Here is a 23,660-nt window from a genome sequence, read left to right as displayed (position 1 = left end):
ACGGATGAATGGAGAAAGAACCGAAAAACCCGGGTTCGCCCGAATCGGAGGGCGATGCTCCGGCCCCTTCGGGGGCTGCGCCCGCGCGTGCGGGCGCCTCGGAGGGTGCGGACCTGCTGAGCGAGGTCAAGCAGGAGGTACGAGCCCAGGTGTTCCACAACACCGGCTACCTGCGGCTCGACTGGTTCAACCTGTTCTGGCTGTTCGTGGCGGGCTGCGTTATCGGACTCGCCGTGGAGACCGTGTTCCACGCCATCGTCTACGGCGGCCTCGAGAGCCGCGCGGGCTTGGTCTGGGGCCCCTTCTCGCCCATCTACGGCGTGGGCGCCGTGGTGCTGACGCTGTTCCTCAACCGCTTCTACCATTCGCACAACCTGGTCATATTCCTGGTTGCCATGGTGGTGGGCAGTGTGCTGGAGTACGTGACCAGTTGGGGCATGGAGTTCTTCTGGGGTGCTGTGGCCTGGGACTACTCGGGCACGTTCGGCTCCATCAACGGGCGCACGAACTTCGCGTTCGGCATGATGTGGGGCCTTTTGGGCCTTGTGTGGGTGCGCGTGGCGCTGCCTGCCGTCAAGCAGGCGTTCTCGCACGTGAACGCGCGAAACGCCGCCGTGCGCGCCGTGACGGCGCTCATGGCGGCCTTCCTGGCCGCGGACGTCGCGGTCACGGTGCTCGCCCTCGATCGGGAGGGGCAACGCGCCCAGGGCGTCCCCGCCACCACCTGGGAGCAGCGTTTCCTCGACGAGCACTTCCCCGACAGCTTCTTGCAGTCCAGGATGCAGAACATGAGCGTGTACGGGAAGGAATGAGACAAGGGGACGGGGTTAATGTCTCATTCTCGTGCGGTTGACGCGATCCTCAGGCTTTGCGGAATGAGACATTAACCCCGTCCCCTTGTCTCACCTTGTCTTACAGCCTCGGGTGCGGCGCGTCCCTCAACAGCTCGAAGACCTCCCTGCCGGCCTCGGTGCGGCCGCGGCTGCGGTCGGCCAGGGAATCGAGGGCGGCTTGCAGGTCGGCGGGCAGGTTGTCGGCGAACGAGAGCTCCTCCCCCGTGGCGGGATGGGTGAACGCCAGCTGGAACGAATGCAGGAACTGGCGCTCGAGCCCCAGGTCGGCAGTCGGATCCTTGGGGGCGCGGGAGCGGTAGACCGGCTCCCCTGCCAGCGGGTGCTTCGCGTACTCCATATGCACGCGGATCTGGTGCGTGCGGCCCGTGAACAGCTTGCAGTCGATGAGCGTGTAGCCGTCGTCGCGCGGCCCGTGCTCGAAGCGCTCCAGCACGCGGAACGTCGTCACCGCGTCGCGGGCCGAGGGCACGTCGCGCACGGCCATGCGCGTGCGCTCCTTCTCGGCGCGGGCGATGGGCGCGTCCACCATGCCGGTGTCGTGCGGGATGACGCCGTGGACGAGCGCCAGGTAGCGCCGGTCGACGGCGCGGGCGCGGATGTCCTCCATGAGCGCGTAGCCCGCCTCGTCGGTCTTGGCGGCCAGCATGAGGCCGCTCGTATCGCGGTCGAGGCGGTGCACGATGCCCAGGCGGTCGTCCTCGCCCTGCACGTTGCACAGGTTGGCGGCCCCGCAGTGGTGGACGAGCGCGTTCACCAGCGTGCCGTCGTAGTGGTCGACCGAGGGGTGGCACACGAGGCCCACCTGTTTCGACAGCACCAGGAGGTGCTCGTCTTCGAAGCGGATGTCCAGGTCGATGGGCTCCCCCTCCAGCGCGCGGGGGGCGGCCTCCTCGGGCGCCTCGTACACGACGGTGTCGCCGGCCGCCACGGCGTGCTTCTTGGCCACGTTCGCGCCGTTCACGAACACGGCGCCCTCCTCGATGGCGCGCGCGGCGGCGCTGCGGCTGGGGTACAGTCCGCGCTCGGCCATGAGCGCGTCCAGGCGAGCGCCGGCATCGGCCGCGCCCACGATGTGGCAGAGCGAGCGCGTCATCGCTCCCCCGGCCCTTCCCCGCCGTCCCCGGGCGCCTGCGGCCCCACGGAGCCCTCGGCCAGCGCCGCGGCCTCGCGGTCGGCGCGGCGGTACGCCAGGATCATCCCTGCCACGAACAGCACGAACCCGCATGTCACGCCTATGTCGGCCACGTTGAACACCGGGAAGTCTATGAACACGGGCTCGATGAAGTCCACCACGTAGCCCAGCGTGAAACGGTCGAACGCGTTGCCCAGCCCGCCCGCCACCACGAGCGCCACGCCCACGACCTCCAGCATCCCCGGACGGGGCGACAGGAAGAACAGGTACGCCACGAGCACGAGGCATACCGCGATGGACACCACGCCCAGCAAGAACGTCGAGTCGCCGAACATGCCCCACGCCGCACCCGTGTTGTGCACGAGGCGGAAGCGCACGAGCCCGAGGAAGGGGCCGCCGGCCACCTCGCCCACGGCGAAGGAGCCGTTGAAGTAGCCTTTCGTGAGCGTGTCGAGCGCGAGCCACGCCAGGGCCACCGCGCCGAACACGAGCGTGTCGCGCAGCCGTGCAGCCCGCCCGAGGGCGGCGTCCCCGCCCTCGGCGCTCACGCCCAACCCGCGCTTTTCCTCGCTCAAGCGTCCGACCCCGCTTCCTCGTAGCCGATGGCGTCGAGCACGTCGCCGCAGCGCTCGCACACATCCGGATGGCTCGGGTTGCCGCCGAGCGCGCGGTAGTTCCAGCAGCGCGGGCACTTCTCGGCGGTCGTCTTGCGCACCTCGGCCGAGAGTTCCTCGCCTTCGACGAACGACACGGACGCCACGATGAACAGCTCCTCGAACACGGCGGCGTCGTAGCGCTCCACGTGGTCGAGCACCGAGCGCGGGGCCGTCACGGTCACATCGGCCTCCTGGCTCTTGTTGACGACCTTCTGGCCGCGCGCGTCCTCGAGCGCCTTCGTCGCGATCTCGCGCACCCCGAGGATGATGCCGAAGTCCTCGGCGATGCGCTCGGCGTCCGCATCGTCCGGCAGCGAGGGCGCGAAGTCGGACTTCTCGGGCCAGCCGGCCAGCTGCACGTTTCCGGGACGTCCCTCGCGCGAGCGGATGGCCTCGGGATAGTGCTCCCACACCTCGTCAGTGGTGAACGACAGCACCGGCGCGAGGACGCGCACGAGCACCTCGACGATGTTCATGAGCACGGTCTGCGCGGCGCGGCGGCGCGGCGAGTCGGGCGCCTCGGAGTACACGCGGTCCTTCGTCGCGTCCATGTACACGGCCGAGAGGTCGCCCACGATGTAGTCGTACACCGCGCGGTACACCACATGGAACTTGTATTCGTCGTAGGCGCGCTCCACGTCGACGAGCAGGTGCCACAGGCGCACCATGGCCCACTGGTCGACGGGTTCAAGCGCATTCCAGTCGGTGACCGTATGCTTCAAGTCGTCGAAGTCGCTCAAGCTGCCCAGCAGGAAGCGCATCGTGTTGCGGATGCGGCGGTACGCCTCGCTCGTGCGCTCGAGGATCTCGTCGCCGATGTTCACGTCCTGGGAGTAATCGACGCTGGCCACCCACAGGCGCAGCACGTCGGCGCCGCTCTTCGCCATGACGTCCGCCGGGTCGACGCCGTTTCCGGCCGACTTCGACATCTTCTTGCCCTCGGCGTCCATCGTGAATCCGCAGTGCATGACGGACTTGTACGGCGGCACGCCGTAGGCGCCCATGCTGGTGAGCAGGGACGACTGGAACCAGCCGCGATGCTGGTCGGAGCCTTCGAGGTACATGTCGGCCGGGAAGCGCAGGCCCTCGGCCTCGCGGTGCTTCAGCACGGAGGTGTGCGACACGCCGCTCTCCCACCACACGTCGAGGATGTCCTTCTCGGGGACGAGCTCGGAGCAGCCGCAGGTCTCGCACTTCACGCCGCGCGGCAGGTAGTCGGACGGCTCGTGCGTGAACCACGCGTCGGCGCCCTCGCGGTAGAACAGGTCGATCACCGCGTCGAACGTCTCGGCGGTGGCCACCGTGTTGCCGCACTTGGCGCACTTGAACACGGGGATGGGCACGCCCCATGAGCGCTGGCGCGAGATGCACCAGTCGGGGCGGTCGGCCACCATGGACCCGATGCGGTTCTTCGCCCACGCGGGGATCCACTCCACCTTGTGGTCGATGGCGTCGAGGGCGTCCTCGCGCAGCGAGTTCTTGTCCATGGACACGAACCACTGGTCGGTGGCGCGGAAGATGACCGGCTCGTGGCAGCGCCAGCAGTGCGGGTAACTGTGCAGGATCTCCTTCTGGGCCACGAGCGTGCCGCGCTCGCGCAGCCACTCGATGATGGCCGGGTTCGCCTCGTCCACGTCGAGGCCCGCGAAGGGGCCCGCCTCGTCGGTGAGCACGCCGTTGTCGTCCACCGGCATGAGCAGCGGCACGTCGAACTCCAGCGCCACCAGGTAGTCGTCCTGGCCGTGGCCGGGGGCGGTGTGCACCGCGCCCGTGCCCGAGTCGAGCGTGACGTGGTCGCCGTAGATGACGGTGCCCTTGAGGTCCTGGCGGATGGGGCACGTGTAGGTCAGTCCCGTGAACTCGCGGCCCTTGAGCGCGACGGGCTCGCCGTCGGCGCCGCGCACGAGGTCGTAGGACTCCCAGCCCGCGATCTCGGCCACCTGCTCCACCAGCTCGCGCGCCATGATCATGTTGGAGCCGTCGGCGACCACCATGACGTAGTCGGCGTCGGGGGCCAGCGACACGGCCGTGTTCGCCGGCAGCGTCCAGGGCGTGGTGGTCCAGATGAGCACGAAGGCGTCGCCCACAGCACCCGCGGCCTCGAACATGCCGGGCATGAGGTCCATCTTGAACTTCACGAAGATGGACGGCGACGTCTCGTCGGAGTACTCGATCTCGGCCTCGGCGAGCGCGGTGTGGCAGCGCTTGCACCAGTGGATGGGCTTGCGGCCGCGGTACACCGAGCCGTCCAGGTACATCTTCTTGAACACCTCGACGTTGCCCGCCTCGTAGTTCGGAGTGAACGTGAGGTAGGGGTGCTCCCAGTCGCCGTTCACGCCGAGGCGCTTGAAGCCCTCGCGCTGCACGTCGACGTACTTCTCGGCCCACTCGCGGCACAGGCGGCGCAGCGTGGGCTGGTCGATCTTCGCCATCTTCTCGGGCCCGAGGGTCTTCTCCACCATGTGCTCGATGGGCTGGCCGTGGCAGTCCCAGCCCGGCACGTACGGCGTGAAGAAGCCGCGCTGCGCATGGGACTTGTTCACGAAGTCCTTGAGGATCTTGTTGAAGGCATGGCCGATGTGGATGGGGCCGTTGGCGTACGGGGGGCCGTCGTGCAGGATGAAGGGCTTGCCGTCCTTGTTCTTCTCCAGCACGCGCTCGTAGATGCGCTCTTCCTCCCACTTCGCGAGGCGCTTCGGCTCGTTCTCGGGCAGGTTCGCCCGCATCGCGAAGTCGGTCTTGGGCAGGTTCATCGTTTCCTTGTAACTGTTCGCCACGGGGTGCCGTACCTTTCCTTCAAGCATGCGCTGCGCGGGGCGGCGGCCGAGCCGCCGGGCCCCGCGGATTCAACATTCGATACAAACCGCTATAGTATAGGCGATTGCGCGCGGATTGCACGCGCGCCAAGGGCATATTCCCCTCGCCTTGGCCACATTTCAAAAATGCGACACAAGAAATTGCAGGGAAATAGGTATACTTTAGAAGGTAACCACGGCGCCCTTTCGCGGCGGCCCCGCACATCGGAGGAACGAAATGGATTTTGAGATCGTCACCGATTCAAGCAGCAACCTCGTCGAGGAGATGATCGACGACTTCGGCCTGCACGTCCTGCCCCTCACCTTCATGGTGGACGGCGAGGAGTACCAGAGCTACCTCAAGGGCCAGCACACCGACCTCAAGCAGTTCTACACCATGATGCGCGAGGGCAAGGTCATCACCACGTCGCTGCCGAACCTGGCCGAGTCCGAGGCGCTCATGCGCGGCCTCCTGGAGCAAGGGCGCGACATCCTGTACCTGGGTTTCTCGAGCGGCCTTTCCGGGACGTTCGAGGCCACCGAGCTCCTGATGCGCGACCTGGCGGCGGAGTTCCCGGAGCGCACGCTGTGCGCGGTGGACACGCTGGCGGCTTCCGGCGGCGAGGGCCTGCTCGTGTGGCATGCCGTGCAGCGCGCCCGCGCCGGCGCCTCCATCGGGGAGGTGCGCGACTGGGTGGAGGAGAACAAGCTGCACCTGGCCCACTGGTTCACCGTGGACGACCTCATGTTCCTGTTCCGCGGCGGGCGCGTGTCGAAGACGGCGGCCTGGGCGGGCACCATGCTCAACATCAAGCCGGTCATGCACGTGGACGACGAAGGGCATCTCATCCCGCTCGAGAAGGTGCGCGGCCGCAAGAAGTCGCTGAACGCGCTCGTGGACCACATGGAGAAGAGCGCCGTCCAGCCCATCGACCAGCAGATGGTGTTCATCACGCACGGCGACTGCCTGGAAGAGGCCGAGTACGTGGCCGACCAGGTGAAGGAGCGCTTCGGCGTGAAGGAAGTGGTCATCAACTACGTCGACCCCGTCATCGGCGCCCATTCCGGCCCGGGCACGATGGCCCTGTTCTTCCTGGCCGACAAGCGCTAGACGCTCTCCACCTGATTCAATCTGCCGGGAGGCCGGCTTCGCTTTGACGGAATCAACCTGCGACGCTTCTCTTACTTGTAATCCGCCGGGTTCTTGCTGGACGAGCCGGTGGTGTTCCCCTCGTTGCGCAGCTCGTGGCCGAAGCGGACGGCGGCCTCGCCGAAGCGGTCCTTCACGAGGTCGGTGGCCTCGATGAGGCCGCGGCGCTTGCGCTCGTCGCGCACGACGGGCTCCACGTCGTCGGCGGACGGCGCCGCCTCGGCCACGTCGAAGAGGCTCTCCTGCACGGCGCCCTCCTCCGCGAAGCCGCTCATGCCCACGCCGATGAGGCGCAGCGGCGTGCCGGGGCGCCACACCTCGTCGACCATGGCGTAGAGCAGCGGCGTGTAGGCCAGCTCGTCGTCGCTCGGCTGCGGCAGCTGGCGCTGCACCGAGCGCACGCTCAGGTCGTCGAACTTCACGCGCAGGGCGAGCGTGCGGCCGCGCAGGCCCTTGCGGCGAAGGCGGCGCCCCACCTTCGCGGCCATCGTGGCGATGGCGGCCTCCACGTCCTCTCGGCGGGTGAGGTCCGTCGCGAACGTCATCTCGTTGGAAACCGACTTCACGGCGTCGTCCTGCTCCACCGGCGCGTCGTCGCCGCCGTTCGCCCTCACGTGCATAACGCGCCCCAGCTTGCCGAACACGCGCTCGAGCATGCGCAGGTCGGCGTCGGCAAGCTGCCCGAGCGTGCGGATGCCGCGCGATCTCAGCTTCTCCTCGGCCGACGCGCCGATGCCGCTCATCGCTCGCACGGGCAACGGCGCCAAAAAGTCGCGCTCGCTGCCGGGGTAGACCACGGTGAGGCCGCGCGGCTTGTCCATGTCCGAGGCGATCTTCGCGATGGTCTTGGAGGTCCCCGCGCCGATGGAGCACGTCACCCCCAGCTCCTCCACGCGCCGCTGGATGCGCTGGGCCACGCGCACCGGGTGCTCGCGGTTCACCGCGGTAGGCGTGACGTCCAGGAACGCCTCGTCGATGCTCACCTGCTGCACGTGCGGCGTCTCGGAGCGCAGGATGGCCATGATGGCGTTGGACACCTCGCGGTAGCGGTCGAAGCGTCCGTGCGTCCAGACGGCGTCGGGGCACAGGCGGCGCGCCGTCGACGAGGGCATGGCGCTTCTCACCCCGTAGGGCCGCGCCTCGTAGGAGGCGGTGGACACCACGCCGTGCTTGTCCGCGTCGCCGCCCACGATGACGGGCTTGCCGCGCCAGGCGGGATGGTCCAGCTGCTCGACCGAGGCGAAGAACGCGTCCAGGTCTACCAGCAGGATGGCCGGCCCCTCCCACGGCTCGAGCGGCAGCGGGCGCGCCGGGGCTTCCCCCGCCCGCGGGCGGGAGGGGCGGTCGCCCGGTGCGGGCGCGGCGGTCTGCGGGAATTCTTCCTTCATTGCGCGAATTAGTCTACCATGCCGCACGCGGCCGTTGGGAACATGTGCTAGGATTATCATTCCCCCGCAACCTCCGCGCCCGATCGCGCGGGCGGGGAACTTGACATACACGGCCGCGCTCGAATCTGCCACCTGCTGAAACGTCCCCCAGATTCCCCTCAAGCCCGCAGCGGACCGTATCGGGAAGAGATGGGAAGGAGAGACGACATGTCGAACGGATGCGATGCGACGCCCGGCGTGCGAGCCGCGGTGACCGCCCTGCCCGAGCAGCTGCTCTCCCCTCCCTACGAGTTGCGCACCGAGATGAACTGGATAGACTTCTCGGGAACGGCCAACCCGCTGGGCACGCCCCCCTCGTTCATCCGCGCCATGCAGGCTGCCCTCGCAGCCGGCGAGTTGAACTACTCCCCCGACCGCGAGGCGCACACGCTGCGCAGCGTGCTGGCGCGCCAGCACGGCCTGCCCGTGGAGTCGTTCCTGGTGGGCTCGACCGTCGGCGACATGGTGCGCGCCGTCGCGCAGACCTACCAGCCCTGCACCGTGGGCGTGGCCGTGCCGGGCCCGGTGGAGTACGCGCTGGCGGCAGGCAACGCCGGGCATCGCGTGGTGGAGATCGCAAGCCCCGCCGGCTTCGTCATGCCCGACCCTGCCGCGGCCGCGCGCCACGGCGTGTCGTTCGACGCCGCGGTGCTGGCGAACCCCGGCTACCCCACGAGCCGTCTGCTGCCCCTGCCCACGTTGCTGGCCTACCTGGACGCATGCACCTGGGTCGTGGTGGACGAGCGCTCCATCGAGCTCACGCTCGGCGGCGAGAGCATGGTGGGCCTGGTGAAGGAGCACCGCAACCTCGTGGTGGTGCGCTCGCTCTGCGAGCCGTACGCCATGCCGGGCATCCCCATCAGCTACTGCGTGGCGCACCCCGACACCATCGCGCAGATCGCCCGCTTCTACGACAGCTCGGGGGTGCCCATGTTCGCCGAGGTGCTGGGCGAGCTGGCGCTGGCCGAGCGCGAGCACCTGGAACGCACGCGCGAGTTCCTGGATTCCGAGATCCCGTGGATGCAGTGCATGCTGAGCCTGGTGCCGGGCATCGACATCTTCCCCGCCGAGGCGAACTACGTCATGTGCGCCTTCGACCACGGCCCCGATTTGAACCTGGGCGTGGCGAGCACCGAGGAGCTGGCGGCGCGCCTGCAGCTGGCCGGTTTCCTCATCCGCAAGCTGCAGGGCACGCCGGGGCTCGCCAACGGCAAGTACTTCTGCGTGGCCGTGCGCACCCGCGAGGACAACGAGAAGCTCATCGCCGCCCTGCGCGAGATCATCACGGGGTGCTAGGAGAGGTTACTCCACGCCCGTTACCTCGTAGTCCTGCTCCTCCACGGCGGCCTTCAGGGTCGCATCGTCCACCTCGCGCGCGAGCCTCGCGACGGCGGTCTTCGCGTCGAGGTCCACGACGGCCTCTTTTACGCCGTCCACGGCCTCGAGGGCCTTCTTCACGCGCGCAACGCAGTGCTGGCACATCATGCCCTCGACATGCAGTACCTTTTCCATGACGATCTCCTTTCCCGCGGGCGCCGCGGCGCCCCCTTCGATTTCCTTACCACCGCTCTCCTCGCCCGCTGCGAGCGTCGACGGTCGAGCGGCGGGCGGCGCGGCCGCCGTGAACCGTGGCTGCCACCCGCGCAACCGCAGCGCGTTCGACACCACGCACACCGAGCTCAACGACATGGCAGCCGCGGCGATCATCGGGTTCAGGTTCACGCCCGCGAAGGCCAGCGCACCGGCCGCCACCGGGATGCACACGGCGTTGTAGACGAGCGCCCAGAACAGGTTCTGCTTGATGTTGCGCAGGGTGGCGCGCGACAGCTGGATGGCCGCCGGCACGTCCATGAGGTCGCTTCTCATGAGCACGACGTCGGCGCTCTCGATGGCAACGTCGGTGCCGGCGCCTATGGCGATGCCGATGTCGGCGCGGGCGAGCGCGGGCGCGTCGTTGATGCCGTCCCCCACCATGGCTACGCGTCCGCCCTGGGCCAGGCGGCGGATCTCGCGCTCCTTGCCCTCGGGCAGCACGCCGGCTATCACCTCGTCCGCGCCCACCTCGCGCTGGATGGCGGCGGCCGTGCGCTCGTTGTCGCCGGTGAGCATCACGGTGCGGATGCCCATGGCCGAAAGCTCGGCCACGGCGGCGCGGCTCGTGGGCTTCACCGTGTCGGCCACGGCGATCACGCCCAGCAGCCTGCCGTCCGCAGCGAAGAACAGCGGCGTCTTGCCGTCGTCGGCCAAGCGCCGCGCCCGCGCGCCCATCTCGCCTGCGTCCACGCCGCGCGCCTCCATCATGCGCAGGTTGCCGGCCAGCACGGCCGCGCCGTCCACGGTGGCGGAAAGGCCCTCGCCGGGCACCTGCATGAAGCCCTCGATGCGGGCGTCCGCCGCCGTCCCGCGTGCCTGCGCGAAGCCGCACACGGCGCGGGCGAGCGGGTGCTCGCTCAGATGCTCCACGGCCAGCGCCGTCGCCAGCAGGCGTCCCTCGGGCACGCCGGGCGCGGTTATCACGTCGGTCACGCTCGGGGCGCCCTCGGTCACGGTGCCGGTCTTGTCGAGCACGACGGTGCGCACGTCGTGGGCGCCCTCCAGCGCCTCGGCTGACTTCACCAGGATGCCGCTCTTCGCGCCGCGGCCGGTGCCCACCATGATGGCCGTGGGCGTGGCGAGCCCCAGCGCGCAGGGACACGATATCACGAGCACCGAGATGGCGTGCGACAGGGCTGTCTCCAACCCCGCTCCCAGCACCATCCATACGGCGAACGCGGCCAGCGCGATGACGATGACCACGGGCACGAACACGCCGCTGATGCGGTCGGCTATCTTCTCGATGGGCGCCTTGGAGCTGGTGGCCTCGTCCACGAGGCGGATGATGCCGGCGAGCGTGGTGTCGTCGCCCACGCGCGTGGCGCGCATGGTGAAGTAGCCCGTGCGGCTCACCGTGGCTCCCGTCACCGGGTCGCCGGGCGCCTTGTCGACTGGCACCGACTCGCCGGTGATGGCCGATTCGTCCACCGACGCCGCGCCGTCCACCACCACGCCGTCCACCGGCACGCCCTCGCCCGCGCGCACCGCCAGCACGTCGCCCTCGCGCACGTCGTCGGCCAGGATCTGCTCCTGGGTGCCGTCGGCGGAGACGCGCACGGCCGTCTTGGGCGCCAGGTCCATGAGCGTGGCGATGGCATCGGTCGTGCGGCCCTTCGCGCGCGCCTCGAAGTACTTGCCCAGCGTGATGAGCGTGAGGATCATGGCCGCGCTCTCGAAGTACAGGTCCATGCCGGCCGCATGCGCCCCGTGCACATCGCCCGCGCCGAGCGCGTAGGCAATGCGGTACAGCGCGTACACGCCGTACACCGTGGCCGCCGTGGAGCCGAGCGCGATGAGCGAGTCCATGTTGGGCGCGCCGCGGAAGAGCGTCTTGAAGCCCACGCGGAAGAACTTGAAGTTCACGAACACCACGGGCGCGAGCAGCAGAAGCTGAGTGAGGCCGAACGCCATGATGTTCCGCTCGCCCAGCAGGAACCCCGGCAGCGGCCAGCCGAACATATGGCCCATGGAGATATAGAACAGCGGGATGGTGAACGCGAACGACACGACGAGCCGCTGCCTTACCTGCTTGGCCTCCGCAGCCGCCGCGCCCATCGGCGAGGGGGCTCCCGCCTGGACGCCGCACGCAGGGCCCGCGCCCTTGGCCTGGCGCGGCAAGGCGCCGTAGCCGGCTTTCTCCACGGCCGCGACCACGGCCGAGAGCGTCTCGGGCGCGCCGTCGGAGTCCACCTCCATGCTGTTTTTCAGCAGGTTCACGGCAACGTCGGATACGCCGCCCACGGCGCGCACGGCCTTCTCCACGCGCGCCGAGCACGCCGCGCACGTCATGCCGGTCACGTCGAATGTCTGCTTCAAGGCTTCCGCCTCCTGTTCCGCGCGGCCCTTGCAGGCCGCGCCGTCTGCCTTCATCTCTCGCCGAACCGCGCATTGCGCGCCGGCCTTCCGGCGCAGGCCGCGCCGCGGCGCGGTCAGCGCGAGAACTTCCTCATGAGCTGCATGACCTCGTCGACTACCTCCACGTTGCCGCGCTGTATCTGCTCGACCACGCACGTCTCCAGGTGGTTCTGCAGAAGCCTGCTCGAAATGCTGCGCACGGCGCTCTCGGCCGCGGCCAGCTGCACGAGCACGTCGCCGCAGTAGCGGTTGTCGTCGAGCATGGCCTTCACCCCGCCCAGCTGCCCGATCACCCGGTTGAGGCGTTTTTGCAGGTCGGCCTGCAGCTCCTCGCTGCGGGGCGTGTCCTTGTGACGGCATGGGCAGGCCGTCCCGTCGCGTGAGCCGCTCTCCGCCGCCTTCGGTTTGCCGGCCGTCCCCGTATTTCCGTCCACCAACGGGCCGCCTTGCGCCATGGCTTGTCCTCTCTGCTTGCCAAATACCCCTTGTGGGTATCTCACGTGCGGTCAGTATATACCCCTTAGGGGTATTGTCAAGAGCCTGTCCCCCGACGGTTTGCCAACATCGCGCATGATTTCACGTCTCATTTGCCATGAGCCGGCCGCGCGAAGCTGCATGAATGATAGAATTGCCTGCTAAAAAACGATCGAGGAGGAACCCCATGACCACCGTCTCGTCCGTCAAAGACGTGAAGGACAGCAGGATAAGCGTGCAGGTTGCCGTGATCTCCATGCTGCTGGTGCCCGTGGCGGGCGTGAGCTGCCTGCTGTTCCCCTCCCTTGCCGAGGAGGCGCTTCCGTGGTACCTGGGCGTGCCGATGGTGGTCTCGGCCATCGGCAGCATCGTGGCCGTCGCACGCGAGCGCGACGCGGACGCGGGCCGCGAGAGCCTGGGCTCGGCCATCGTGCTGTGCGTCCTCGGCCTGGTCATCATCGTGCATGGGGCGAACTCCACCGTTTTTATCGGCATCGTATGGGGCCTCTTGGGCCTGCAGAAAGCCGCGCGCACGTTCGACGGCATCTTCTCCGACATCAGGCACAAGCGTCCCTTCGCCGTAGCGCTCGCGTTCTGCGTGCTGCAGTTCGTGCTGTCGGTGCTGCTCATACTGAACCCGTTTGCCAACATCGAGCACCATCTCATCGTGCTGGGCATCGAGCTCATCCTCTACCCCTTCAAGCTGCACCGCGAGCACGGCAAGCTGAAAGTCGAGGCCGAGGCGTAGCGAAGGGCGGGCAGAGACCCCGCCCTTCTCCTAACCCGCGTGGGTCGGATCGGCGGTTCCTAGAGCAGCTCGCCGCGCGTCGATATCGTGGCCACCGCGAAAGGCACGTCCTTTCCGCTGCGCGCGAGCGCCGTCCGGGCCGCCTGCTCGAGCCCGCCGCAGCAGGGAACCTCCATGCGCGCGACCGTGACCGAGGCCACGTCGTTGGAGGCGAATATCTCGGCCAGCTTGCCCGTGTAGTCGACCGCGTCGAGCTTGGGACAGCCGATGACCGTAGTCTTGCCGTCCATGAAACGGCGATGGAAGTCCGCATGGGCGAACGCCGTGCAGTCGGCTGCCACGAGCACGTGCGCGCCCGCGAAATACGGCGCCTGCGTGGGCACGAGCTTGATCTCCACCGGCCACTGCGCCAACCGTGACTTCGGCGGAGCGCCGAGGGCGTCGGCATCGGCGGAAGCGTCGGCCCCCGCCGACACGGCAGACGAATCCTCCGCCGCGAAGAACCTCGAGAGCGATCCCGGGCAGCCGCCCGCGTGCCGCGTCGCTGCGACAGGCTCGGGCGCCTCGCCCGCATGCTCCAGCGACGCGGCAGAGGCTCCTGGCGCCGCCCCCTTCGCCGCGAGCACCGCCTGCTCGTCGTAGGGTTCCGCCTCGCGCTGCACGAACGAGATGGCCCCGGCCGGGCATGCCGGCAGGCAGTCGCCCAGCCCGTCGCAGTAATCGTCGCGCAGGAGCCTCGCCTTGCCGCCCACCAGCCCTATCGCCCCCTCATGGCATGCGTCTACGCACAGCCCGCATCCGTTGCAGGCAACCTCGTCTATCTCCACGATCGTACGGATCATCTCCGCCTCCTCCGTTCTCCCTCGCTCGCGCCGAGCGCCCGATCTGCATCATGCGAACCGCCGTCAGCACCCGGACCTGTTCCCGTCGGAGCAAGCCTACCATCCCATCCTCCCCGCTTCCGTTGTATTTACAACATCCCCTACCACAACCGTTTTTTCGCGAACGAAAAAACGGTTGTGCAGCCCCTCCCGCGGTTTAGCGGCCCTGCAGCGCCGCGGCCCCTCAGCTCGGCAACTCGGCAGTTCCGCAGAACTCTCTCGGTTTCCGCATCTCCTCTTTTCTCTTTTCCATTCCCCTGCTCGCTTACTCCCTCGCAGGCACTTCCCCTGCGTTTCTGCAATAACACGACGCCCCAGTGATCTGGCTGTCCCCCTGCGCTCGCACCGTCGGGCCCCGTCATCCTAAATGTTTCACGTGAAACATTCGTTCGCTATCCCGGCGACCCGCGGCCCCTGCCATGAGCGGTGCCCCCTCTTTTTTCTTTTTTGCGCGTCTTTTCCGCAACCTTGCCTCTCGCCCTTCGGCTGCCGTTTTTCCAGCGCCCTTCCATATCTCCCTCCCCCCGACCCCTTCCGCCGTCTTCCGGACGATTCGTTTTTTCGCTGGCCGGGAGAAAGTCTGCCGAACCCCTTGACAGCTCCCTTCTGGTTCGTATACTTATGAACAGTTGATCATATGTTAAGAGGTTGAAATGGTATCTACGAGAAACGAAGAGCACGGAACGGTCGCACCGGCGGCCGAGCACGACCACCGGTGCGCGTGCGGCAGCGCGGAGCATCCCTCGCCCGACCAGCCGCCCGAATCGTTGCCCGACGAGGAACTGCTCTACGACCTGGCCGACCTGTTCAAGGTGTTCGGCGACACGACGCGCATCAAGATCCTCTACGCCCTCATGGGAACGGAGCGGTGCGTGGCCGACATCGCCGAGCTCGTCGGCGCCACGCAGAGCGCCGTGTCGCACCAGCTGCGCACGCTCAAGCAGGCCCGCCTCGTCAAGTTCCAGCGCGACGGCAAGAACGTCATCTACTCGCTGTCCGACGACCACGTGTACACCATGCTCGCCCAGGGCATGACCCACATCTGCGAATAGCGAACGACGAACAACCCGACGAACGCCCCTACCGAAAGGAACCCCCCATGCGCAAAGCATTCAAGCTCCAGGACCTCGACTGCGCGAACTGCGCGGCCAAGATGGAGAACGCCATCTCGAACATCGACGGCGTGAAAAGCGCCACGGTCAGCTTCATGACGCAGAAGCTCGTGTTGGAAGCCGACGACGACCGCTTCGAAGCGGTGCTCGACGAGGCCGAGCGCGCGTGCCGCAAGATCGAGCCGGATTGCGTCATCCTGCGCTAACCGCCCGCTGACAATTGAAGCGTCGCCCTGCAAGAACGCGAACGGATGTTTCACGTGAAACAGTCCGACGCTGCGGCGCGCCCTTTCCCGAACCATACGAAAAACAAGGTTGGAGATCATGAACAAGAAACAGAAACGCACGAGGAACCGCATCGTCCTCGCCATCGCGCTGTTCGTCGTCGTGTACGTCGTGGCGGAGCTGCTTCCGCTGTCGACGTGGCTCGGCAGCGAGACGACGGCGCTGTGGGTGGAGTTCGCGCTGTTCCTCGTCCCCTACCTCATCGCCGGCTACGACGTGCTGCTGCGCGCGGCGAAGAACATCGGCCACGGCCAGGTGTTCGACGAGAACTTCCTCATGAGCGTGGCCACCATCGGCGCTTTCGCGCTGGTGCTGTTCCCCGACAGCGACCCGCACATGGCCGAAGGCGCGGCCGTTATGCTGTTCTACCAGGTGGGCGAGCTGTTCCAAAGCTACGCCGTGGGCAAATCGCGCAAGTCCATCGCCGACATGATGGACATCGCGCCCGACTTCGCCAACGTGGAGCGCGACGGGCGGCTCGTGCAGGTGGATCCCTACGAGGTGGCCGTGGGCGACGAGATCGTCGTCAAAGCCGGCGAGCGCGTCCCGCTCGACGGCGTGGTGACAAGCGGCACGTCGCAGCTCGACACCGCGGCCCTCACCGGCGAGTCGGTGCCGCGCGAGGTGCGCGAAGGCGACGAGATCATCTCGGGCTGCGTCAACATGACCGGCCTCATCACAGTGCGTGCGACCAAGCCCTTCGGCGAGTCCACCGTGAGTCGCATCCTCGAGCTCGTGGAGAACGCGGCCGAGAAGAAGGCCAAGACCGAGAACTTCATCACCCGCTTCGCGCGCTACTACACCCCGGCGGTCGTCGGCATCGCGGTGCTGCTGGCCGTCGTGCCGCCGCTCGTGCTGGGCCAGAACTGGTCCGACTGGGTGCAGCGCGGGCTGATCTTCCTCGTGGTGTCGTGCCCCTGCGCGCTCGTCATCAGCGTGCCCTTGTCGTTCTTCGGCGGCATCGGCGGCGCCTCGCGCCTCGGCATCCTCGTGAAGGGCAGCAACTACCTGGAGACGTTGAGCCATGCCGAGACGGTCGTGTTCGACAAGACCGGCACGCTCACCGACGGCTCGTTCAACGTGGTTGCCGTGCACCCCGCCTCCGGCATCGACCCCGACCGGCTGCTGTCCATCGCGGCGCACGCCGAGGCGTACTCGAACCACCCGATCGCCCTGTCGGTGCGCGCGGCCTACTCGGGACCCATCGACCAGCAGCGCATCGACGACGTGCAGGAGCAGAGCGGCCACGGCGTGCGGGCGCGCATCGACGAGCACGTGGTGCTCGTAGGCAACGACAAGCTCATGAGCGAGTGCGGCGTGGGCTGCCACGACTGCGAGCTGACCGGCACCATCCTGCACGTGTCGCTCGACGGGGAGTACATCGGCCACATCGTCATCGCCGACGTCGTGAAGCCCGACGCGGCCGAGGCCGTCGCCGCCTTGCGCGCGGCCGGCGTGAAGAAGACCGTCATGCTGACGGGCGACCGCGCCGACGTGGCCGCCGCCGTGGCGAAGGAGCTGGGCATCGACGAGTTCCGCGCGCAGCTTCTGCCCCAGGACAAGGTGGCGGAAGTGGAGAAGCTCCTCGAAGAGACGCACGCGCACGCCACCGGGAAGGGCAAGCTGGCGTTCGTGGGCGACGGCATCAACGACGCGCCCGTGCTCACCCGCGCCGACATCGGCATCGCCATGGGCGCGATGGGCTCGGACGCGGCCATCGAGGCGGCCGACGTGGTGCTCATGGACGACAAGCCGTCCAACATCGCGCGGGCGATCGGCATCGCCCGCAAGACCATGGGCATCGTGTGGCAGAACATCGTGTTCGCCCTCGGCGTGAAGTTCCTCGTGCTGATCCTGGCGGCGGTGGGCATCGCGAACATGTGGCTGGCCGTGTTCGCCGACGTGGGCGTGGCCGTGATCGCCGTCCTCAACGCCATGCGCGCCATGAACGTGAGGAAGAGGTAGGGCGCACGGGGGACGCTCGACTCGATCCATCCCGATTGCCGAGGCAACGGCGCGTTCATGGGCAGTCAACGGGAGCGCGACCGGTTGGGCGCAGAGGGGTCGGCGCTAGAAGTCCGCGGTACGCTGGCGGGCATGGAATCTCGCAAGACATCAGGTAACGCCCCCGCGCCCTCCGACCGCTCGAAGCTGCGGCCGTTCGTCGTCGCCGGGCGATGGGCGGCCGCCGTTGCCTGGGGCGCGGCGGTCGTGGTGTTCTGGCCCGCCATCCCCCGCATGTTCGCCGCCTTTTTACTCGCCTTCCTCCTGGTGAACGCGCTCTGGCAGCATGCGGAGCTCAAGCGGGCATGTGCGATGGCGTTCGCCCTCACGGGGCTGCTCGCCATCGTGGGAGAGGTTGCCCTGGGGACCGCCGACTTCGAGTCCGTCCCGGTGCTCTGGCTCGTGGACGCGCTCGGCGCGGTCATCGGGGTCCTCGCGGCCTACACCGCGCTACCGCCGATCGACCGGGCGCTCAACCGGCTCCCGTAACGCGCAGTCCACCGCCCCCTCGCCTTCCCGCCCCTTCTCGCCATGCGCGCCCATCGCGCCGGAGCCGCCCATACCGTGTCGCTCCAAGTCAGATGCCAAGCGCCTAGAAGCCGCTCCCGGCAGCCCTCCTCGCTGCGCGGCGGCGCGTTTTCTGCTACCGTGTTCGGAAACGCCCGCAGGAGAAGGAGCCGAGCGCATGCGCATACTCATCGTGGAAGACGACGCGGCCATCGTGGCCAGCCTGACCGACCTCTTGCGCCGGGAGGGCTACGAGACCGAGCACGCCGACGGCCAGGACGCCGCCGCGGCGCTGCTGGCAGGCGAGCGGTTCGACCTGGCCCTCGTGGACATCGCACTCGCGCAGGGCAACGGGTTCGCCGTGTGCGCGGCGGCGAAGGCGGCCGACCCCGCGCCGGCCGTGATCTTCCTCACGGCCTCCGATGACGAGTACAGCACGGTGGCCGGCCTCGACATGGGTGCCGACGACTACATCGCCAAGCCCTTCCGCGCCCGCGAGCTGCTCTCGCGCGTGAAAAGCGTGCTTCGCCGCACCTCCGGCGCGTCCGCCGCGCTGCGCCTGGGCGACGTTGAGGTGGATCCGACGGCGGCCGCCGTGCGCAAGGCGGGCGCCGAGGTGCAGCTGACCGCTCTCGAGTACCGGCTGCTGCTCCTGTTCGCGCAGAGCCAGGGGCGCCTGGTCACGCGCGAGCACGTGCGCAACGCCATCTGGGACAGCGCCGGCGAGTATGTGAGCGACAACACCCTCAACGTGTACGTGAAGCGCCTGCGCGACAAGATAGAGGACGACCCGACAAACCCCAAACTCGTGCTCACGGTGCGCGGACTCGGGTACAAGGCGGGCCCTGTCGCGGAAGGCGGCGCGCGATGAGCCTTCTGCGCAACCGCTCCCTCGCGGTGGAGCTCGCCGTTCTGGCCGCGGTGCTCGGCGTCGTTGCCGCGCTCGCGTGGACGCTCGCCGGGCCGGGCGCGGGGCTTGCGGCGCTGGCGTCCCTCGCCCTCGCCTGCACACTCTTCACCGCGTTATCGGCCCGGCGCTACCGGGAGATCGCGCGGCTGGCCGCCGAGGTGGACGAGGTGCTGCACGGCGGCCGGAGCATCGACTTCGCGGACTACCGCGAGGGCGACGTGGCCGTTCTCAAGAACGAGCTGGCGAAGATGACGGCCGCGCTCGCGGGGGCCACCGATCGCCTCGGGCAGGAGAAGGCCGCGCTCGCCGATGCACTCGCCGACGTGTCGCACCAGATCAGGACGCCGCTCACCGCCATCGGCCTGCTGGTGCCCGCCATCGAGGACGCCGAGGGCCCCGACGAGCGCGCCCGCGCCCTGCGCGAGCTGGAGGCGCTCGTGGAGCGCGTAGGCTGGCTCGTGACGACGCTCCTCAAGCTGGCGAAGGCCGACGCCGGGGCCATCCGCGTGCAGGCCGCTCCCGTGGACGTGGAGCGCCTCGTGCGCGACGCGTTCGCCCCGCTCGCCGGCGCGTTCGACCTGCGCGGCGTGTCCTTCGAGGCGGACGTGGCGCCGGGCGCGTCGTTCGCGGGCGATGCCGCCTGGTCGGCCGAGGCGCTCGGCAACGTGCTGAAGAACTGCCTCGAGCACACGCCCGCCGGCGGCATCGTGCACGTGAGCGCGCATGAGGACGCCGTGGCGTTGCGCCTGCGCGTCACGGACACGGGCCCTGGCATCGCGGCAGAGGACCTGCCGCACCTGTTCGAGCGCTTCTACCGCGGCGCGGGATCGGAGGGCTTCGGCATCGGGCTCTCGCTCGCGCGCTCGCTCACCGTCGCCCAAGGCGGGACGCTGCGCGCCGGCAACGACCGCGCAACCGACGGCGCGCGCTTCGACTTCGCGTTTCCCAAGATGGTGGTGTGAGGGAGGGCGACCAGGGATGCGCGAGGTAAGGCCCAGAACCAAAGTGACTATTTCGTAATGCGGGGTTCACGTCGCCGAAAGGCCGCGATGGGACACTGTCCGTAGAGAACCGGGCGAGAAAGGCGAAACCTATGGACATCCTGACCACCGAGCGGCTGACGAAGGTGTACGGGCAGGGCGCGACGGCGCTCAAGGCCCTCGACAACGTGTCGCTCTCCATCGGGCAAGGCGAGTTCGTGGCCATCGTGGGCTCGTCGGGTTCCGGCAAGTCGACGCTTCTGCACCTCATGGGCGGCGTCGACCGCCCCACGTCGGGCACCGTGCGCCTGGCCGGCACGGACGTGTACGCGCGCTCCGACGAGGAGCTCGCCGTGCTGCGCCGGCGCGAGGTGGGGCTGGTCTACCAGTTCTACAACCTCATCCCCGTGCTCAACGTGGTGGAGAACATGACGCTGCCCGTGCTCATGGACGGGCGCAAGGTGAACGAGGAGCGCCTGCGCACGCTGCTCGACGGCCTGGGGCTGCGCGGCCACGAGGGCTTCCTGCCCAACCAGCTCTCGGGCGGGCAGCAGCAGCGCGTGGCCATCGGGCGCGCCCTCATGAACGCGCCGGCCGTGGTGCTGGCCGACGAGCCCACGGGAAACCTCGACTCGCGGAACTCGAACGAGATCATGGCTCTCCTGCGCGACTCGAACCGCCACTTCGACCAGACGCTCGTCGTCATCACCCACGACGAGGACATCGCCTGCGCGGCCGACCGCGTCATCGCCATCGAGGACGGGCGCGTGGCCTCGGACGAGAGGCGGCGCTAGCATGGGCATCTTCACGCGCTTCACGCTGCGCTCGCTCGCGAAGAACCGCGTGCGCACCGCCGTCACCGTGGCGGGTATAGCGCTCTCCACCGCGCTCCTGGCCGCCGTGCTCACGAGCGTGGGCAGCATGCAGGCGGCGCTCCTGCAGCGGACGATGGACACCGAGGGCTCGTGGCACGTTTTCTCCTCCGACGTGTCCGGCGAGGCTCTGGAGGCGATCGCGGCAGACGATCGCACGGTCGACATCGCCACGTTCGAGGAACTGGGGTCGGCGCTGCTCTCCGACGAGGAGGCGCATGTCGTGGGCGAATTCGTAGCCGTGCGGACGCTTCCCCGGGCGATGAAGGGGTCGTTCGAGCCGAATGGACAGCCACTCGCCATCATGCCGGAGATCGTGGAAGGCCGCTTGCCCGAGTCCGCAGACGAAGTCGTGCTGCCGGACTACGCACGCGGCATCGAGCTGGGCGGAGAAGGCGCACGCACGGACGGACCGCTCGCCGTGGGCAGCGAGCTCGCGCTCGACTTGGGGACGCGCCTGTACGACAACGGAGTCGACGGGCCGGCCGTGCTGAGCAGCGTGGACAACTGGTACCGCTCTCCCGAGAGGAATTCGGGAGATGCCGAAGAGGAGCTCGTCGACATCTCCGAGCGCACGTACAGGGTGGTGGGCTTCTACGAACGCCAACCGAACTTCCCTGGCAACAACTTTGCCGCATCAAGCTCCTCCATCGTGGCGCTTGCAGCCCCTGGCCAGACAGGCGGCGCGCTCACGGGGGCCTACGTGCGGACGCAGGGCATCGGCAGCCTGGAGGACATGAAGGCGTTCATGGCTGGGGCGACGGGCACGGAGGATTTCAGCTCCACGTACTTTCACACGAACCTTTTCCGCTACCTCGGCATCTCCGACGGACGGCCCATCTGGGGCACGCTCTGGATGGTCGCGGCCGTGCTCGCCGTGGTGATCGTGGCGGCATCGGTGTCGCTCATTTACAACGCCTTCGCCATCTCGGTGGCGGAGCGCACGCGCCAGTTCGGCCTGCTGGCCTCGCTCGGCGCGTCGAAGCGGCAGCTGCGGCGCACGGTGATCGCCGAGGCGCTCGTGCTGGGCCTCGTGGGCGTGCCGCTGGGCCTCGTGCTGGGCTTGGGCGGCACGGCCGGCGCGTTCGCCCTGTCGCAGGAGGCGTTCACCTCGCTCGTGGGCACCGGAAGCGGCGTGCCCGTGCACGTGGACGCAGCCGTGCTGGCCGCCGCCGCGGCGCTCTCGCTGGCCACGCTCGTGGCGAGCGCCTGGGTGCCGGCCCTGCGCGCGGCCCGCGTGTCGGCCGTCGACGCCATCCGCCAGACCCAGGACGTGCGCCTCTCGAAGCGAGCGGGCCGCAAGGCGGGCGCGGGCGCCGGAACGCAGGTGAGGATGGGCGCGGCCGGGAAGCTCTTCGGCGTGCCCGGCTTCGTGGCGCACCGCAACCTCTCGCGCTCCGCCGCACGCGGGCGCACCGTGGTGGCCTCGCTCGCGGTGAGCGTCGTGCTCATCGTGGCCACCGGCAGCCTCGCGGATGCGATGGCCCCCATCTCCGATCGCGCGGCCCGCGGCGGCGCGGCAAGCGAGGCCGACATCGTGGCTTCCGCCCACGTCGACACGAGTGCTTCCGGTTCATACGACCTTTCCGACCATGGCAGGGACCTCGACCTCTTCCTTGAAGACGCGCGCACTATCGAGGGCCTTGAGCTTCTCAGTTCGACGCGCCAGGGCCAGGCGGAAGGCATCGTGCCCGCCGCCATGATCGCGTCAGAGATGAAAGACGTGCGCGAACGCCTCGATGCCGAGCGCAACGCCGACTACGTGCCCTCCAGCTTTAACGAGCAGGGCGACTATCTCGGCTACACGGCGCTGTTCTATCTCGACGACGCCTCGTGGCGCGCGCTCCTGGCGGAGCTCGGCCTCGACGAAGCGGCGTACACCGACCCCGAAAACCCGCACGCCATCGGGCTCAACACGTTCCAGGACACGTTCATGGATGGAACCTACGCGTCGACTGCGCCATTCGCAGGAACAGGGAGCATCGACCTCTACGCCATCGACCGGCCCGACGGGTTCTCCCTCATGGGGATTCTCGACAGCGCCGAAGGCCCGCTCGTGTCCTACCTGGACATAACGGATCCGCAGGGTCCCGCAAAGACGATCCCGCTTGAAGACGTGGCGACGGCGATGCCGCTTAAGGTGGGAGCGCTCGCGAACAAGGAGCCCGACGCCCTAAGCATTATGGGCGCGAGCAACCAATTCCCTGCGTTCATCCTGCCCGAGAGCGTGGCGGTCGCATCGAGCGGCGACTACCGGACGAACCCCTTCACGTACTCGTTCGCAAGTTTCTCGTTCAAGGCCGCCGACCACGCGAAGGCCGCCGACGAGCTGGAGAAGATGGCCGCAGGCTTCGACGGCATCTCCATCAACGTGTCCGACCTCGAGGAGAGCGCGCGCCAGGACCGCCTGACGACGCAGGCCATCCAGCTGTTCGTAATGTGCTTCTCCGTCATCATGGCGCTCATCGCGGTGGCGAACGTGTTCAACACGCTGGCGAACAGCATCATCCTGCGCACGCGCGAGTTCGCGGTGCTGAAGTCGGTCGGTATGGGGGGCCGGGCGTTCGCCCGGATGCTCGCCTGCGAGTGCGCGAGCTACGCGGCGCGCGGCCTGGCGATCGGCCTGGCGGCTGCGACCGCCGTGGCGTGGGCGCTCCATCAGGCCACGGCTTTGGCGTTCGAGGGCCTCGCGTTCTCGCTGCCATGGCCCTACGTGGGCGCCGCGGTGGGCATGGTGCTCGCGGTGCTCGCCCTGAGCGTGGCCTACGCGCTCGCCCGCGCCCGCGCCGGCAGCATCGTGGAGGCCCTGCGCGCCGACGCGATCTAGGGATCGCCATTTCCCCGCGCAAGGGCCCCGGAACCTCGCTTTTCCGAGCGCGCCGGTCGACATGTTAAGATGGTTGCCGGCGCCTCGGAACGGGGTGG

General features: G+C 68.5%; 19 protein-coding genes. 12 read left to right on the top strand and 7 right to left on the bottom strand.

Annotated elements, in window-relative coordinates:
- Positions 1-8: 8 nt before the first annotated feature.
- Positions 9-812, top strand: a complete 804-nt coding sequence (locus tag BN3560_RS13995; protein ID WP_096228515.1) for a putative ABC transporter permease — start codon at positions 9-11, stop codon at positions 810-812.
- Positions 813-912: 100 nt separating this feature from the next.
- Here the strand turns inward: BN3560_RS13995 and BN3560_RS13990 are convergent, their stop codons facing one another.
- The 3 genes from BN3560_RS13990 to ileS are packed head-to-tail and all read right to left on the bottom strand — an operon-like array spanning position 913 to position 5,419.
- Complete coding sequence (locus BN3560_RS13990; protein ID WP_096228514.1) at positions 913-1,947, bottom strand: RluA family pseudouridine synthase; 1,035 nt, start codon at positions 1,945-1,947, stop codon at positions 913-915.
- Positions 1,944-2,561: a signal peptidase II gene (lspA, locus tag BN3560_RS13985; RefSeq protein WP_172623293.1), complete on the bottom strand. Its 618-nt coding sequence runs from the start codon at positions 2,559-2,561 to the stop codon at positions 1,944-1,946. The genes BN3560_RS13990 and lspA overlap by 4 nt, the downstream gene beginning before the upstream one ends.
- Positions 2,558-5,419: an isoleucine--tRNA ligase gene (ileS, locus tag BN3560_RS13980; RefSeq protein ID WP_096228513.1), complete on the bottom strand. Its 2,862-nt coding sequence runs from the start codon at positions 5,417-5,419 to the stop codon at positions 2,558-2,560. The genes lspA and ileS overlap by 4 nt, the downstream gene beginning before the upstream one ends.
- A 256-nt stretch (positions 5,420-5,675) precedes the next feature.
- Here ileS and BN3560_RS13975 point away from each other — a divergent pair, with 256 nt between their 5' ends.
- Entirely contained in the window at positions 5,676-6,548 is an 873-nt protein-coding gene (locus BN3560_RS13975) for a DegV family protein (RefSeq protein ID WP_096228512.1), read from the top strand.
- A 71-nt stretch (positions 6,549-6,619) separates the two neighbouring features.
- Here the strand turns inward: BN3560_RS13975 and dinB are convergent, their stop codons facing one another.
- Positions 6,620-7,975: a DNA polymerase IV gene (gene dinB, locus BN3560_RS13970; RefSeq protein ID WP_096228511.1), complete on the bottom strand. Its 1,356-nt coding sequence runs from the start codon at positions 7,973-7,975 to the stop codon at positions 6,620-6,622.
- 207 nt (positions 7,976-8,182) lie between these two features.
- On the opposite strand from dinB, the gene BN3560_RS13965 reads away from it, so the two are divergent.
- Entirely contained in the window at positions 8,183-9,310 is a 1,128-nt protein-coding gene (locus BN3560_RS13965; RefSeq protein ID WP_087189824.1) for a pyridoxal phosphate-dependent aminotransferase, read from the top strand.
- Between the two features lie 6 nt (positions 9,311-9,316).
- Here BN3560_RS13965 and BN3560_RS13960 read toward each other — a convergent pair whose 3' ends face one another.
- Positions 9,317-11,923: a heavy metal translocating P-type ATPase gene (locus tag BN3560_RS13960; protein WP_269456921.1), complete on the bottom strand. Its 2,607-nt coding sequence runs from the start codon at positions 11,921-11,923 to the stop codon at positions 9,317-9,319.
- A gap of 113 nt (positions 11,924-12,036) precedes the next feature.
- Positions 12,037-12,417 carry a metal-sensing transcriptional repressor gene (locus BN3560_RS13955; RefSeq protein ID WP_241555802.1) on the bottom strand — a complete coding sequence of 127 codons (381 nt, stop codon included), beginning with the start codon at positions 12,415-12,417 and terminating at the stop codon, positions 12,037-12,039.
- Between the two features lie 206 nt (positions 12,418-12,623).
- Here BN3560_RS13955 and BN3560_RS13950 point away from each other — a divergent pair, with 206 nt between their 5' ends.
- On the top strand, positions 12,624-13,184 hold the full coding sequence (locus tag BN3560_RS13950) for a DUF308 domain-containing protein (RefSeq protein WP_096228509.1): 561 nt from the start codon (positions 12,624-12,626) through the stop codon (positions 13,182-13,184).
- A gap of 59 nt (positions 13,185-13,243) precedes the next feature.
- Here the strand turns inward: BN3560_RS13950 and BN3560_RS13945 are convergent, their stop codons facing one another.
- A complete protein-coding gene (locus BN3560_RS13945) occupies positions 13,244-14,026 on the bottom strand; it encodes an ATP-binding protein (protein ID WP_096228508.1) in 783 nt (260 codons plus the stop codon).
- Positions 14,027-14,718: 692 nt separating this feature from the next.
- On the opposite strand from BN3560_RS13945, the gene BN3560_RS13940 reads away from it, so the two are divergent.
- From BN3560_RS13940 to BN3560_RS13905, 8 genes are all read left to right on the top strand, one after another.
- Positions 14,719-15,117 (top strand): ArsR/SmtB family transcription factor, encoded by a 399-nt coding sequence (locus BN3560_RS13940; RefSeq protein WP_172623292.1) that lies wholly within the window; start codon positions 14,719-14,721, stop codon positions 15,115-15,117.
- Between the two features lie 47 nt (positions 15,118-15,164).
- A complete protein-coding gene (locus BN3560_RS13935) occupies positions 15,165-15,383 on the top strand; it encodes a cation transporter (RefSeq protein ID WP_087189829.1) in 219 nt (72 codons plus the stop codon).
- Between the two features lie 118 nt (positions 15,384-15,501).
- Positions 15,502-17,427, top strand: a complete 1,926-nt coding sequence (locus BN3560_RS13930; protein ID WP_096228700.1) for a heavy metal translocating P-type ATPase — start codon at positions 15,502-15,504, stop codon at positions 17,425-17,427.
- A gap of 57 nt (positions 17,428-17,484) precedes the next feature.
- Positions 17,485-17,955: a hypothetical protein gene (locus BN3560_RS13925; RefSeq protein ID WP_231897412.1), complete on the top strand. Its 471-nt coding sequence runs from the start codon at positions 17,485-17,487 to the stop codon at positions 17,953-17,955.
- Between the two features lie 196 nt (positions 17,956-18,151).
- On the top strand, positions 18,152-18,844 hold the full coding sequence (locus tag BN3560_RS13920) for a response regulator transcription factor (protein ID WP_096228507.1): 693 nt from the start codon (positions 18,152-18,154) through the stop codon (positions 18,842-18,844).
- Positions 18,841-19,845 (top strand): sensor histidine kinase, encoded by a 1,005-nt coding sequence (locus tag BN3560_RS13915; RefSeq protein WP_096228506.1) that lies wholly within the window; start codon positions 18,841-18,843, stop codon positions 19,843-19,845. The genes BN3560_RS13920 and BN3560_RS13915 overlap by 4 nt, the downstream gene beginning before the upstream one ends.
- 131 nt (positions 19,846-19,976) lie before the next feature.
- Positions 19,977-20,657 carry an ABC transporter ATP-binding protein gene (locus BN3560_RS13910; RefSeq protein ID WP_096228505.1) on the top strand — a complete coding sequence of 227 codons (681 nt, stop codon included), beginning with the start codon at positions 19,977-19,979 and terminating at the stop codon, positions 20,655-20,657.
- A gap of 1 nt (position 20,658) precedes the next feature.
- The gene (locus BN3560_RS13905) at positions 20,659-23,562 is read left to right on the top strand and encodes an ABC transporter permease (protein WP_096228504.1); all 2,904 of its coding nucleotides are present in this window, start codon (positions 20,659-20,661) and stop codon (positions 23,560-23,562) included.
- Positions 23,563-23,660 lie beyond the last annotated feature (98 nt).

This window comes from Gordonibacter urolithinfaciens (genome assembly GCF_900199375.1).
GTDB lineage: Bacteria > Actinomycetota > Coriobacteriia > Coriobacteriales > Eggerthellaceae > Gordonibacter > Gordonibacter urolithinfaciens.
Note: the sequence above shows the minus strand (reverse complement) of the source record. Positions and strands in the feature narration are given on the sequence as shown.